11 protein-coding genes are annotated in these 13,747 nt (G+C 54.7%); 6 read left to right on the top strand and 5 right to left on the bottom strand.

Annotation, left to right across the window (positions count from 1 at the left end; all coding sequences use genetic code 11):
* Window positions 1-28 precede the first annotated feature (28 nt).
* Complete coding sequence (locus ABNS66_RS08610) at window positions 29-721, top strand: TetR family transcriptional regulator (protein WP_204995339.1); 693 nt, start codon at window positions 29-31, stop codon at window positions 719-721.
* On the opposite strand, the gene ABNS66_RS08605 is transcribed toward ABNS66_RS08610, so the two are convergent.
* The 4 genes from ABNS66_RS08605 to ABNS66_RS08590 form a co-directional block, all read right to left on the bottom strand.
* Window positions 699-1,715: a 1-acyl-sn-glycerol-3-phosphate acyltransferase gene (locus ABNS66_RS08605; protein WP_286839910.1), complete on the bottom strand. Its 1,017-nt coding sequence runs from the start codon at window positions 1,713-1,715 to the stop codon at window positions 699-701. The two genes, ABNS66_RS08610 and ABNS66_RS08605, sit on opposite strands and share 23 nt — an antisense overlap.
* 81 nt (window positions 1,716-1,796) lie before the next feature.
* The gene (gene recQ, locus ABNS66_RS08600) at window positions 1,797-3,914 is read right to left on the bottom strand and encodes a DNA helicase RecQ (RefSeq protein ID WP_286839913.1); all 2,118 of its coding nucleotides are present in this window, start codon (window positions 3,912-3,914) and stop codon (window positions 1,797-1,799) included.
* Complete coding sequence (locus ABNS66_RS08595) at window positions 3,914-4,447, bottom strand: DUF2058 domain-containing protein (RefSeq protein ID WP_286839916.1); 534 nt, start codon at window positions 4,445-4,447, stop codon at window positions 3,914-3,916. The genes recQ and ABNS66_RS08595 overlap by 1 nt, the downstream gene beginning before the upstream one ends.
* A 67-nt stretch (window positions 4,448-4,514) precedes the next feature.
* On the bottom strand, window positions 4,515-5,729 hold the full coding sequence (locus tag ABNS66_RS08590; protein ID WP_286839918.1) for an NAD(P)/FAD-dependent oxidoreductase: 1,215 nt from the start codon (window positions 5,727-5,729) through the stop codon (window positions 4,515-4,517).
* Window positions 5,730-5,927: 198 nt separating this feature from the next.
* Between ABNS66_RS08590 and ABNS66_RS08585 the strand changes: the two genes are divergently transcribed.
* Entirely contained in the window at window positions 5,928-8,492 is a 2,565-nt protein-coding gene (locus tag ABNS66_RS08585) for a PAS domain S-box protein (protein ID WP_286839920.1), read from the top strand.
* A gap of 75 nt (window positions 8,493-8,567) precedes the next feature.
* Here the strand turns inward: ABNS66_RS08585 and ilvC are convergent, their stop codons facing one another.
* Complete coding sequence (gene ilvC / locus ABNS66_RS08580; RefSeq protein WP_286694552.1) at window positions 8,568-10,043, bottom strand: ketol-acid reductoisomerase; 1,476 nt, start codon at window positions 10,041-10,043, stop codon at window positions 8,568-8,570.
* 130 nt (window positions 10,044-10,173) lie between these two features.
* Between ilvC and ilvY the strand changes: the two genes are divergently transcribed.
* Genes ilvY through ABNS66_RS08560 form a run of 4 tightly spaced genes read left to right on the top strand, consistent with a single transcriptional unit; the run spans window position 10,174 to window position 13,598 of the window.
* Entirely contained in the window at window positions 10,174-11,085 is a 912-nt protein-coding gene (ilvY, locus tag ABNS66_RS08575; protein WP_286839922.1) for an HTH-type transcriptional activator IlvY, read from the top strand.
* Between the two features lie 44 nt (window positions 11,086-11,129).
* A complete protein-coding gene (pssA, locus tag ABNS66_RS08570) occupies window positions 11,130-11,957 on the top strand; it encodes a CDP-diacylglycerol--serine O-phosphatidyltransferase (protein ID WP_286839924.1) in 828 nt (275 codons plus the stop codon).
* Window positions 11,958-12,009: 52 nt separating this feature from the next.
* Entirely contained in the window at window positions 12,010-12,975 is a 966-nt protein-coding gene (gene msrP / locus ABNS66_RS08565; RefSeq protein WP_286694554.1) for a protein-methionine-sulfoxide reductase catalytic subunit MsrP, read from the top strand.
* A gap of 11 nt (window positions 12,976-12,986) precedes the next feature.
* Window positions 12,987-13,598, top strand: a complete 612-nt coding sequence (locus ABNS66_RS08560) for a protein-methionine-sulfoxide reductase heme-binding subunit MsrQ (protein ID WP_286839925.1) — start codon at window positions 12,987-12,989, stop codon at window positions 13,596-13,598.
* Window positions 13,599-13,747: the final 149 nt, after the last annotated feature.

Genomic DNA, 13,747 nt, shown 5'->3' with positions numbered 1-13,747 from the left:
TGACGACGCGTGATGTCAAATTGCTGTCATGGCAAATGACAGTGTGAAAACCGTCGCTGAAAATGCGACCAGTGGCCGGGTATACGGCGGTGTAAAGGCGGAGGAGAGGCGGGCTGCTCGGCGGCAGCAATTCCTTGAGGCAGGATTAGAAATCTTTGGCACAGAGGGTTTTCGCGCTGCGACGGTGCGCAAATTATGCCGCCAAGCAAAATTAACCGATCGCTACTTTTACGAAAGTTTTGACAATTTACAGACGCTATTAACCGAAGTGTACGAGCTTCATATGGGGCAGATACGCCAGCGCATTTACGACAGTGTGATGGATGCGCCGCCTGGCATGTCGGTAAGGCAGCTTGTTGAGCGAATGCTGGACGCCTACTTCACCGCGCTGGAAGATCCCCGCGTCGCGCGCGTATGTATGGTGGAGTTAGAGGGAATCAGCCCTGAAGTTGAGCAGTTGTACCACGGTTACATAATGTCTTTTTCAGACTTGATTCTGGAGCTGGCACGTTACGTCTACCCTCAGTGGCAGCTCGACGATGAGGAAGCGCTGATGCTGGGTATGTCGCTGGTTGGCGCCATGCGGCAGGCGGCAACCCACTGGTTGCGCAGCGACTATGCCATTGCAAAAGGGACCGTGGTGCGCGCTGCGGTGCGTTTAGTGATGGGGCTTATCGAAAATATTGCTGCCGAGCAGACTAGCCCACACCGCGATGCATAGCATCGACTTCATCTTGCATTCTATGCCATTGGTTTATCAGTAGCTCGCGTCGGCCAGCGTCGTCGGCAGGAATGCTACTTGCGGGTATGCGCCAAAACTTGAGTTTAACGGTGGTATCCATCCAGCCGCCGTTGAACAAACTGGCGAAGCTGGATGACTTCTCGAAGCCGCTATGTGCAAAAAACACGAGGTCTTTGTCCGGGGCGCCGGCCATCAGTGCCAGTGCGCCGGCAGGCCGAATAGGCAAGAGATGGGTCCACTGCTCGGCATTTCGCAGGGCTTTCTGATCGTTCTTTTTTTGAAAGGACTCAAGCAGCCGCTGGCGCTTGGCCGTCGAAAACCGCGTTCCTTCCATATAAATAATCAGCGTCTCTTGCTCGGAGGCGGTGGCGGCCAGGGTGCTCAGAGCGCTGAGTTCTGGCCCCATGTCCTCGGCTACGCGGTTTAGGAACACGTTGGGTAGGCGGTTACCCACGATATCCAGGCAGGGATCCATGAGCAGCTCGCGTTTTAAAACATAGCGCACGCGAAAAGCCTTCGGTATGGCATAAAAAGACATGGGCAATACCGTGTCGCCAATACTTGTGTGCCGTGGCAGCAGTATCGCGGCGTTACCTTCCAGGGCCTCTTGGCCGGTGATTTCAAAACGCAGGCGAAACAGGCGTTCTGCGCCGCGTCGCAAGGTGTCTGCCCACCAGTATTGCAGCGCGCTGTTGGCGCGTAAGTAGCCCTCGGACTGGGTGTTAGCGGTTATGGCGTAGCGCAACCACAGCCAAGTGCTGGCGAGAATGCCCGCGACCTCGCAGAAGAGGAACAGGCTGATAAATGTAAGGCAACGCAGGCCCGACCGGCTTGCGGGAAAGCCCCATCCAAGTAGCCAAAAGAGCGGCACCCAAATAACGGCGGTGGCGAGCATCAGCGCGGCGAACGTCGTAATAAGCAAAATGGAGAGGAGCCGGCGGGGAAGGGTGTGTTGGCTAAGCCAGGAAACCAAGGTCAGATCCTCTCTGTGATACAAATTGCAAAACTGTGTAATACGCAGTATAGGCAATGCTGGATCTTGTTGGCAGTTGGCTTAACTGGCGGCGCGTACACACTCCAAAATACCGTAGTCGTATTCGCCGCCAAGAGCCTCGTAGATCGGCTTAAGGCGCTTGTCTTCGCTGTGTTCGAAGGCAAAGCGAATTTCCTGCAGCTCGGCCTCGTCGAGGGCGACCACGTCAGCGAGCTCCAATTCGCCCTCGCGGATTGCCTTTGCCAGGTGGCGGTATACGGTCGCGACGGTAAGCTCTCTGCGGTGGGCAATTTCCAGCGGGGTCATACCCTGACAGAGCAGCAACACAGTCTCTGCATTGCTGTCACCGGATTGAGGTTGGCTGCCAATATTCTCGTGAATAACCTCGAGAAAACTGTCTCCGTAGGCGTCGAGCTTGCGTTCGCCAATCCCGGAAATAAGTGCGAGTTGCTCGCGGTTTTGCGGCTGCCTCTCCGCCATTTCAGCCAGTGTCGCATCGTGAAAGATCACGTAGGCGGGAACGCCTTGCTCGTCGGCCAGTTGTTTGCGGTGAGCGCGCAGAGCTTCCCACAGTTGGCTGTGGGCGGTATTGGCGAAATTGCTGGAGCGTGTTTTACCGGCGCTCACCTTCGCCAGCTTGCGCAAGGTTAAGGTTTGCTCGCCGCGCAGAATCGGTCTGGCACTTTGGCTGAGCTGCACGCTGCCATGGCCATCCAGGTCTACGCTCAGCAGGCGCCTGGCGATAAGCTGGCGAAACAGGCCCCGCCATTGGCTAGTATTCAGTTCCTTGCCAATACCGAAAACCGTGAGTTTGTCGTGCCCGAATTGCTGAATGCGGCTATTGGCCTTACCTTGCAAAACGTCTACCAGATAATTGACACCAAAGCGCTGGCCGGTTCGGTAGGCGCAAGATAGTGCCTTCTGCGCAGCGACGGTGGCATCCCATGTTTCCGGTGGCGATAGACAGTTGTCGCAATTGCCGCAGGGCTTGTCCAGCCTGTCGCCAAAATAGTGCAGCAGGGCCTGCCGCCGACAGCTTTCCTGTTCGCAAAGCCCAAGCATGGCATCTAATTTGTGCCGCTCTATGCGTTTGTAGCTGTCATCGGCGTCGGAGCTTTCCTGCATTTGACGCAGCGTGATGACATCCTGCAGGCCATAGAGCATCCAGGCGTCAGAGGGTAAGCCATCGCGCCCGGCGCGGCCGGTTTCCTGGTAATAGGCCTCGATGCTTTTTGGCAGGTTAAGGTGGGCAACAAACCTCACGTCGGGTTTGTCGATACCCATGCCAAACGCGATGGTGGCCACGATAATTATGCCGTCTTCGCGTAAAAATCGGCTTTGGTTTTGTTGGCGAGTCTCGTTGGAGAGACCCGCATGATAGGGCAGCGCCCTAAGCCCCTTCTCGCTGAGCCACTTTGCGGTGTCGTCGACACGTTTTCGTGATAAGCAGTAGACAATGCCGGCCTCGCCGTCGTGTTCATTGCGTATAAAGCGCAACAATTGTTCTCGGGCATTGCCGTTATTTTCAGCGATGCGGTAGCGGATATTCGGGCGGTCAAAACCGTTATTGAAGACGCGTGCCTGCTCTAAGCCGAGACGCTGAATAATTTCCTGTTGGGTGCGCTCGTCGGCCGTTGCAGTTAAGGCGATGCGCGGCACGTCGGGGAAATACTGATGAAGGATTGAAAGCTGGATGTACTCGGGGCGGAAGTCGTGCCCCCATTGGGATACACAGTGGGCTTCATCGATGGCGAATAAGGCGATGTGCACTTGCGAAAGCAAACGCTGCATTCGCGGCATCATCAACCGCTCTGGCGCGATGTAAAGTAGGTCGAGCTCGCCGTGTGTTAACTGCTGCTCGACTTCGCGTACGGCCATACCGTCTAGTGCAGAGTTCAGGCAGGCGGCGCGAATGCCATTTTGCTGCAGGGCATCAACTTGGTCCTGCATGAGCGCAATTAATGGCGAGATGACGATAGCGGTGCCGTTGCGGATCAATGCCGGGATTTGAAAGCACAGTGACTTACCGCCGCCTGTGGGCATTAACACCAGCGCATCACCGCCGTCGATCAGTTGCTCGACAATCTCTGCTTGGTGGTTGCGAAAGTCCGAATAACCGAATACCGATTGCAATACCTGTCGAGCATTGTCCTGAGTGCTTAGAGTGGCGTCTGTCATTACCACATCAGGTCGTCAGGGATTTGGTAATCGGCGTAGGGATCGTCTTCCTCGGGCTGGTCCGCAGGTTTTTCATTGTGCAGAACGATCACGCTGGCATCGCGTTGTTTGATTTTATCGGCGATGGCGGCAGGCACGAGCTCAAAGCTGTCTCGGACCTTGACGATGGCAAGCAGCCCTTTTACCAGTTGCTCCTGTAGAGCATTGGTGACGTAAATGCGCTTGATCTTCTTACCATCGGTAAATTGGTAGGCGATATCACCCTGTTTGCGATCGACCTTATTGATGTCGACTAACTGCAAAATCTGCGCATAAATCGCCTTTTTCTCCACTTCGGCTTGGCGCTGGCGATTTATCTCGCGGTCGCGCTCGGCCTTTTCTGCCAGTGCACGTTGCGCGGCGAGCTTGCCCTCATCGACCTGAGGCTTACCCTTGTTGGCTTTTTTGGCCTTGCGCTGCTCCTGCTTAATTTTTTTGGCTTTCTTTTCGTCGGCGATGCCTGCCTTAAGTAGCTGTTCTTGCAGCGATGCCATGCTGGGCCTCAAGCGTTGGGTAAAGAGGGCGATATTCTATCCTGTATTGCGCCGTGCTTCGAACACCCTATACGTGTAATCCTGCGACGTAACCCGAAGACCAGGCCCATTGAAAGTTAAAACCACCCAGCCAGCCGGTGACATCGAGAACTTCGCCGACAAAGTACAACCCAGGCTGTGACGTCGCCTCCATGGTTTGGGAACTGATGCCATCGGTATCCACGCCACCCAGGGTGACTTCTGCTGTCCGGTAGCCCTCGGTTGCCGAGGGTTTGACGACCCAGTTATTCAGCTGTGCGGCGATGCGGCGTAGCAATTTCTCACTGAGCTCAGCCATAGGGGTATCGGCGTGCTCTGGCCACCAAAGGGTCTGGAATTCCTGCACCAAGCCTTTCGCCAAGCGTTGCCCCAGGACACTGCGCAATAGCGATTTAGGCTGCTGTGACTTCGCTTCAATGAGCCATTGCTCGGCGTTGATATCAGGCAGCAGGTCGATGTGAAGGGCGCCACCGGGGTGCCAATAGTTGGAGATTTGTAGCATCACCGGTCCGCTTAGGCCGCGGTGAGTGAAAAGCAAATTTTCGCGAAAGGTCTGGCCATTACACGTTGCTGAGACATCAACAGCCAGGCCTGCCAAGCGTTCGCACAGACCTTTGCTCTGGTCGCTAAACATAAAGGGCACCAGGCCCGCTCTGCGCGGCGTCACGCCAAGGCCAAATTGCTCGGCGAGTTGATAACCGACGCTACTGCCACCTAGGGTCGGTATGGAAAGCCCGCCCGTTGCCACAACAAGTGACTGGCAGTGCAGAGAAAGAGCGCTGGTATCCTGGCGGATGTGCAATTGGTAGCCCGCGCGCGCCTCTAGCGCTTGAACGCCCTCCAGCTCGATCTTACAGCGAATCTCAACACCCGCTTGCGAACATTCCTCAAGAAGCATGCTCAGGATATCTTTGGCAGAGTTCAGGCAAAAAAGCTGGCTGTGCTTGCGCTCCTCATAGGCGATGCCGTACCGCTCGACCATGCCGATAAAGTCCCAGGCGCCGTAGCGCTTTAGGGCCGACTTACAGAAGTGCCGATTCTCTGAAATGAAGTTGTTTGCATCGACGAAGTAATTGGTGAAATTGCAGCGGCCGCCGCCGGACATTAGGATTTTTTTGCCGACCTTGTTTGCGCGTTCAAGCACCAATACACGGCGTCCGCGCTGGGCGGCTGTGAAAGCGCAAAGCAGGCCCGAGGCGCCACCGCCAAGGACGATAACATCGTAATTTTGCGCGTTTTGCATAATTGCTGAGAGGCCGTTGAAAACGCTGAATTATCGCAGATATCGGCGATGATTGGGGGCCATTTTCGAATTATCCGCTGGCGGCTTGCGCGCGGACTTTACGTATAGTCAGTCGCTTGATTTTTAACCACACTCGTCAAGAAAGTATTGCTACTGCTTTCCCTGAAACACCAATATAAATAATCAGGACGCATTGTCATGGCCCCCTCAGCACCCAGCCGAGATCAGTTGCTGCAGACCCTTGCGGCGATAGAAGAGTCTCAGGCCGTCATAGAGTTTGACCCCGACGGCAATATTCTAAGAGCCAATCAGAATTTCTTGGACGTCACCGGTTACAGTAGCGACGAGCTGAAGGGCTCGCACCATCGGGTATTTGTCCGCGCCGACTATGCTGCCTCGCAGGAATACCGTGCATTCTGGCAGTCACTTCGCGACGGCCAGTCGCAGAGCGGCGAGTTTTGCCGCTATGACAAGCATGGTTCAGTATTTTGGATTCAGGCCTCGTATAACCCGGTGGTTAATGACGAGGGGCACGTTACGCGCATTATTAAAGTCGCGAGCGATATTACCCGGCAGAAGGCGCTCGACCTCGACTATTTGGGGCAGATTACGGCGATCAATGCCAGCCAGGCAGTCATTCAGTTTGACCCCAGTGGCACCATCCTTGATGCCAACTCCTTGTTTCTGCAAACGATGGGCTACCAGCTTGAAGAGATACAAGGCCAGCATCACTCGATGTTCGTTTCGCCTGAAACGCGGAATTCTAGCGACTATGCACTGTTTTGGCAGTCCTTGGCTCGCGGCGACGCGCAGGTAGGTGAATATCGACGCATTGCCAAGGGTGGCCGAGTCGTGTGGATTCAAGCCTCCTATACGCCAATCAGAGATGTTCAAGGTGATGTGGTGAAGGTGGTGAAATACGCCACTGATATCACTGAGCAAAAAATGTTGCATGCCGATTTTAAAGGTCAGATCGATGCAATTAATTCGGTGCAGGCAGTTATCCATTTTGATATCGATGGAACGATAATTGATGCCAATGACAACTTTCTTTCGGTGATGGGCTATCGCCTTGACGAGGTGGTTGGCAAGCACCACGGCATATTTGTTGACCCGGCTTTCCGAGCCGGTCAGGAGTACCGGCAATTCTGGCTCGACTTGGCTGAGGGGCAGGCGAAACTTGGCGAGTTTTGCAGGCTCAATAAACGCGGTGACGATGTTTGGATTCAGGCGTCCTATACACCGATTCGCGATGTCGATGGCAAGGTATTCAAAATAGTGAAATATGCCAGTGACATCACTCAACAAAAGCGGGTGAATGCCGATTATCAGGGGCAAATCGAGGGTATTTCTGCGAGTCAGGCAGTTATTGAATTTGAAGTTGATGGCACGATCTTGTCGGCAAATGACAATTTTCTTCAGGCGATGGGGTATTCGCTGGAGGAAGTAAAAGGCCGGCATCATCGGCTTTTTGTTGATGGCGAGTACGCCAAATCGGCAGATTACGCGCAGTTCTGGCGTTCTCTGGCGCAGGGTCAAGCCCGTGTTGGTGAATTCAAGCGCTTGGCGAAGGGCGGCCGTGAGATATGGATACAAGCCTCGTATACGCCGATAAAAGACCTGCGGGGGCGCGTTTTCAAGGTTGTGAAATATGCGACGGATATCACCGAGCGCAAACAGGCAATGTCAGAGGTTGCACGGCTGATCGACGCCGCCCGTCAAGGTTATCTTGATGACCGAGCGACGTTAGATGGCTTTCAGGGTGATAACTTAGAGTTGCTGTCGAGTATTAACTTTATGCTCGATGCCATTACGCTGCCGATCAATGAGGTGGCAGATGTGATGCAAGCCGTGGCGAGCAATCAGCTTACGCGCAGGGTGAAGAGCGACTTTAAGGGGCGCTTTGGTGAACTGAAGGGCTATGTGAATTCGGCGGTTTCCCAGCTGCGAAGCTCGCTCAGCCACGTGTCGGTGGCGTCGGAACAGGTGTCGTCTGCCGCAGGTTTGATTGCGTCGAGTAGTCACTCGGTGGCCATTGGCGCGTCGCAGCAGGCGGCCTCCCTTGAGGAAACCGGGCGCTCCTTAGAGAGTCTCAGTGAGGAAACGCGCAAGAATGTGGATAGCACGCGATTGGCCAAAGACCGGGCGGCGCAGACCCAGGGGCTTGCTGAGCGAGGCAGCGAGACGATGGAGAAAATGCTGGCGGCGATGACGCGAATTAAAAGTGCGACACAAGATACCCAGGATATTATCAGCGATATCAACGAGATTGCTTTCCAAACCAACTTGCTGGCTCTAAATGCGGCGGTTGAAGCTGCCCGAGCGGGAGAGGCAGGCCGCAGTTTTGCGGTGGTTGCGGAAGAAGTGAGGAACCTGGCGCTTCGCGCGAAGACCGCTGCAGATAAAACGCAGTCATTGATTGCGCAAAGCGCCGAATCTGCGGAGGACGGCGGCGCGCTGTCGAGTGAGGTCAATAGCGGTTTTTCAGACATTATTTCGGCCATTGGGCAGGTGACCGAGCTGGTGAATGAAATATTCAGCTCCAGTGAGATTCAGGCGAAGGGAATTGATGAAATCACCAAGGCAATGGCGGCAATGGATAAGGTTGTGCAATCAGCCGCTGCGGACTCTGAGGAATCTTCCAGTGCTGCCGAGGAGTTGGCCGCTCAAGCGGAAGAGCTCAATAATATGGTTGGCGATTTCGATTTGGGGAGCGCGGTTGGCACCAGCGATCAGAGAGCGGCGATGAATACGCCGCGCTGACATCAACGCGATTACCAAAGCATGCAACAAAAAAGGGCGCCTGTAGGCGCCCTTTTGTCTAAGCCTTAAAAGTGTTTAGACAATTTTCTTCATCGCCGTCATGTAGCTACGCAATTTCTGACCAACGACCTCAACGGGGTGGTTGCGAATTTCTGCGTTAACCGCGATCAGCTCAGCGTTATCAACACCGCCGTCTTTGACGTTAAGGCCTTTGCCGATAACATCGGTAGAGACCTTGCTCATAAAGTCTTGCAGCAATGGGCGGCAAGCGTGGTCGAACAGGTAGCAGCCGTATTCTGCGGTATCAGAAATAACCACGTTCATCTCATAAAGTTTGCGACGCGCGATAGTGTTAGCGATCAGCGGCGTTTCATGCAGCGACTCGTAGTAGGCTGACTCGGGCTTCATGCCGGCGGCAACCATGCACTCGAAGGCCAGCTCAACACCGGCTTTAACCATCGCGACAAGCAGGATGCCGTTGTCGTAGAACTCTTGCTCACTGATTTCCATATCGCCAGAGGGCGTCTTTTCAAACGCGGTTTCAGCGGTAGCGGCGCGCCAGTTCAGCAGGTTTTTGTCGTCGTTAGCCCAGTCTTCCATCATGGTTTTCGAGAAGTGACCGCTGATGATGTCGTCTTGGTGCTTCTCGTACAGTGGGCGCATGATGTCTTTCAGCTCATCGGCCAAATCGAACGCTTTGATTTTGGCGGGATTGCTGAGGCGATCCATCATATTGGTGATGCCGCCGTGTTTCAGGCCTTCGGTAACGGTTTCCCAGCCGTACTGAATCAGCTTTGAGGCGTAGCCGGGCTCAATGCCTTCTGCAACCATTTTGTCGAAGCACAGGATCGCGCCGGTTTGCAGCATGCCGCACAAGATGGTTTGCTCGCCCATCAGGTCAGACTTAACTTCGGCAATTGGCGAGGACTCCAATACGCCAGCGCGGTCGCCGCCAGTGCCGGATGCCAGCGCTTTGGCAATGGCCATGCCTTCGCCTTTGGGGTCGTTTTCGCGGTGAACAGCGATGAGCGTCGGTACACCAAAGCCGCGCTTGTACTCTTCGCGAACCTCGGTGCCTGGGCATTTCGGGCAGCACATAACAACGGTGATGTCTTTGCGGATCTGCATACCTTCTTCAACGAGGTTGAAGCCGTGCGCGTAGTCGAGGCAAGCGCCTTCTTTCATCAGCGGCATTACCGCGTTGACCACAGGGGTGTGCTGCTTATCTGGGGTCAGGTTCATCACCACGTCAGCGGTGGGGATCAACTCTTCGTAAGTGCCGACGGTAAAACCGTTCTCGGTTGCATTTTTCCAACTTTGGCGTTTTTCCTCGATCGCGCTTGCGCGCAGGGCGTAAGCAACGTCCAGGCCAGAGTCGCGCAGGTTCAGGCCCTGGTTCAAGCCCTGGGCGCCGCAGCCAACAATCACGATTTTCTTACCTTTCAGGTAGTTGCAGCCATCTGCAAACTCGCTGCGATCCATAAAACGGCATTTACCCAGCTCTTCGAGCTGCAGGCGCAGCGGCAAGCTGTTGAAGTAGTTCTGACCCATGGTGAGGCTCCTGATATGTGCTCGTGTAGTAAAGGGGATTTTTAGTGGGAGGCACTCTAGCAAGTCTTTATTATTGCGTAAATTGATATATAGTGGAAACTGTGTTGCATTTTTCGAGACTGAAGCCGTCGTGAAAACCAAAGAACTGGAGATCTATATTCACCTGAGCCAGTCGCTGCACTTTGGCAAAACGAGTGAGGCAATGCATCTCAGCGTTTCAGCCGTCAGCCGGGCGATACAGCGCTTGGAGGACGAAGCCGGCGTGGTTTTGTTTGAGCGGGATCGGCGCAGTGTCAGATTAACACCGGCCGGCAGAGAGTTCTTGCGCTACGCTGAGCAGGCGGTGTTGAGTTGGCGCTCGCTTTCTCAGCGTCTGCGGCAACAAGGAGAATCTCTGCAGGGGGAGGTCAGTCTGTTCTGTTCGGTGACCGCGGCCTACAGCGTGCTCAGTACGATTTTGGAGACGTTTCGTCAGCGCTACCCCGGCATTGACCTGAAACTGCATACCGGCGATCAAGCTGATGCCGTTGACCGGATCGCTGATGGCGGCGAAGACCTCGGAATTACTGTTCGCCCGCCGCAATTACCTAGTCGGCTCGACTACTTACCGCTGAGCCGCTCTTCACTGCAGTTGCTGGTGCCGAATATTCCCTGCGCCCTCAGTGAGCAAATTGCTGGACACGGTGGGGAGTTCAGCGCGTCCCTGCTCAATACACTACCTTTTATTCTTCCTGAGCGGGGCGTCGCACGAAGCCTGATCGAGCAGTGGTTTCGCCGCCAGCGCCTGCGGCCGAATGTCTACGCGCAAGTGAGTGGTCACGAGGCGATTGTCAGTACGGTGGGCCTGGGGTTGGGAATCGGTGTCGTGCCCGACTTGGTGCTCGATACGTCCTTTTTGCGCGACAAGGTGCGCGTGGTGACAATATTGCCTGAGCTGCCGAGTATGGACATCGGCGTGGTGGTGCGGCAACAGCGTCTGGCCGACCCGCTGGTAAAAGCATTTTGGGACTGTGCGCAGTCATCGTACCGCAGCACTATTTAATTTATCATGCACGCTTAATTGCTGTTTGAACGGATAAGGACACTATGGCTGACGAACAAACCGGAAAGAAGTCGATGCCGGCCTTTGATAAAGAGGCGCTACTGCTGATTGACGACCATGAGGAGGAAGTCTCCGTCGACGGCAAAACGGTGCGTAAGCGTGGCATTTATTTGCTGCCGAATTTGTTTACCACCGCGGCGCTGTTTTCGGGTTTCTTCGCCATTGTTTCGGCAATGAATGGCCGCTTTGAAGCGGCTGCGATGGCAATATTCGTGGCCATGGTTTTCGATGGCCTCGACGGCCGGGTGGCGCGCTTGATGAATGCGCAGAGCAAGTTTGGCGCGGAATACGACAGTCTTGCCGATATGGTGTCTTTCGGTGTTGCCCCGGCGCTGGTTGTTTTTAGCTGGGGCGTATCGGAACTCGGCAAGTTCGGCTGGGCAGTCGCCTTCGTCTATGTATCTTGTGCGGCGCTGCGGCTAGCGCGTTTTAATACCCAAATTGATACCGCCGACAAAAACTACTTCACTGGCCTGGCAAGTCCGGCTGCAGCGGCCGTTATGGCGGGGGTGGTCTGGGTTTCTGCCGAGGAGGGCTGGATCGGCGTGGCGCTGCCCATTGAGTTAGCGGCGGTTGTCGGTGTGTTAATGGCCGTCGTTGGCATGTTGATGATTATGAACGTCCGCTATAACAGCTTCAAAGGCATCGATTTCCGCGGACGCGTTCCCTTTGTAGTGATGATATTGGTTGTGCTGGCCTTCGGCCTGGTTTCGGTCGACCCCGCGCGGATACTGCTGGGGGTTGTCTTGCTCTATGCCTTGTCCGGGCCCGTACAAGCGATTTATCGACGAGTAAAAGCGCCAAAAGTGTAACGCTGGCGCTGTGGCTGCGTCGTATCACTAGTTATGGTTGAGGAGTGCGACGATGCTGATAAAAAAGTCCGATGATATTGCAAGCAGCGAAATTACCCCGGAGGCGGTCTACCTCCGCCGCAGAGAGTTTATGCAGGGGGCTGCAGCCATGGCGGCAATGGCCGTGGCGCCGATGGCGTTTTCTGCGCCTTCGCCGCTGTCGCACACGCCGGTGGACGCGCGGGCGGACAATCCTTTTTATACAGGTGAAGCACAGACGCCGTTCTCAGATGCCAGCCGGTACAACAATTTCTATGAGTTCGGCACCGATAAATCTGATCCTGCGAAATACGCCAGCGCACTGACAGTCGACCCGTGGTCAATCGACGTTGAGGGCGAGGTTGATAAACCGGGCAAGTATGCACTGGAAGACATTTTAAAGAGTGTCGACATAGAGGAGCGGGTATACCGCTTGCGCTGTGTAGAAGCGTGGTCAATGGTCATTCCCTGGCTTGGTTTTCCCCTCAGTGACTTAATCAAACAGTGGCAGCCAACAAGTAAAGCCAAATATATCCAGTTTGAAACCCTGTATCGCCCATCTGAAATGCGCGGACAGCGCTCTGCGTTCTCAACCATCGATTGGCCGTATATTGAGGGCTTGCGGATGGATGAGGCCATGCACCCCCTCACATTAATGAGTGTGGGAATGTATGGCAGAGAGTTGCCAAATCAAAACGGCGCGCCAATTCGCTTGGTTGTGCCGTGGAAGTACGGGTTCAAGAGTATCAAGTCGATCGTAAAAATTCGTTTTACCGAGCGTCAGCCCAAAACCAGCTGGCAGGGCATTGCGCCGCGCGAGTACGGCTTCTATGCCAATGTGAACCCCAAGGTGGATCATCCGCGTTGGAGTCAGCGCTATGAACGACGCCTGCCCAGCAGCTTGTTGTCTCCCAATCGCATTCGCACGCAGATGTTCAATGGCTACGAAGAGCAGGTCGCCAGTTTATACAAAGGTATGAACCTGCGGCGCTACTACTGAAGGTTGGCTTGATGGCTGATGTGACAGAAAAGGCCCGGCAACCGCTTGGGACGGGGTGGGGTAAGCCCCTGGTGTTCGTGCTATGCCTGCTGCCGCTCGCTGCGGTGGTTTATGGTGCCGTCCTTGGTGACTTGGGGCCCGATCCGGTTAAAGCGTTAATAGTGATGACCGGTGACTGGGCGATCCGTGCCCTGCTTGTGGTTTTTTCAGTTTCCGCGCTACGCAGTTGGTTGGGGTGGTCGCGGTTGCTCCGGTTTCGACGTATGTTGGGCTTATTTGCCGGCTTCTATGCCAGTCTTCACATACTGGTTGTTGCCACCTACCTGTTCGCATGGGACTGGACCATTGTTTTGGAAGAGCTTAGCGAACGCCCCCACATCATCGCCGGCTTCGCAGCTTGGCTACTAATGCTGCCAATGGTAGTCACCTCTAACAACTATTCGGTTCGTCGCCTTGGGCGCCGTTGGCGTCAACTTCACCAGCTTATGTATCCGGTAATGGGCTTGGCGTGGCTGCATGTTGTTTGGCAGGTTCGCTCTAGCTATCTAGAGGTCCTGATTTATGGCCTGCTTATCGCAGTATTGGCCCTGCCGCGTCTACGGCGCTTCCAGCTCGCGCGCTAATCTGCTCAAGAGCTGATCAACCTGCTGCTGTTTTGAGCGTTAATTGCTGTAGTTTTGATCGATTGTCATTTTTTTGTAATTAGTTTGTTGTGGCGTGTTGACTCTGGGGTTTGGGTCTCTATAATGCGCCACCTCGCTTACGGAGACGG

The organism is uncultured Spongiibacter sp. (assembly GCF_964011655.1).
Classification (GTDB): Bacteria; Pseudomonadota; Gammaproteobacteria; order Pseudomonadales; family Spongiibacteraceae; genus Spongiibacter; species Spongiibacter marinus.
The sequence above is the reverse complement of the archived record's forward strand: the minus strand, read 5'-3'. Positions and strand labels throughout refer to the sequence as shown.

Coding starts and splice junctions, on each gene's coding strand:
- ABNS66_RS08610 (WP_204995339.1), top strand. CDS start 29: ATGGCAAATGACAGTGTGAAAACCGTCGCTGAAAATGCGACCAGTGGC.
- recQ (WP_286839913.1), bottom strand. CDS start 3,914: ATGACAGACGCCACTCTAAGCACTCAGGACAATGCTCGACAGGTATTG.
- ABNS66_RS08595 (WP_286839916.1), bottom strand. CDS start 4,447: ATGGCATCGCTGCAAGAACAGCTACTTAAGGCAGGCATCGCCGACGAA.
- ABNS66_RS08590 (WP_286839918.1), bottom strand. CDS start 5,729: ATGCAAAACGCGCAAAATTACGATGTTATCGTCCTTGGCGGTGGCGCC.
- ABNS66_RS08585 (WP_286839920.1), top strand. CDS start 5,928: ATGGCCCCCTCAGCACCCAGCCGAGATCAGTTGCTGCAGACCCTTGCG.
- ilvC (WP_286694552.1), bottom strand. CDS start 10,043: ATGGGTCAGAACTACTTCAACAGCTTGCCGCTGCGCCTGCAGCTCGAA.
- pssA (WP_286839924.1), top strand. CDS start 11,130: ATGGCTGACGAACAAACCGGAAAGAAGTCGATGCCGGCCTTTGATAAA.
- msrP (WP_286694554.1), top strand. CDS start 12,010: ATGCTGATAAAAAAGTCCGATGATATTGCAAGCAGCGAAATTACCCCG.
- ABNS66_RS08560 (WP_286839925.1), top strand. CDS start 12,987: ATGGCTGATGTGACAGAAAAGGCCCGGCAACCGCTTGGGACGGGGTGG.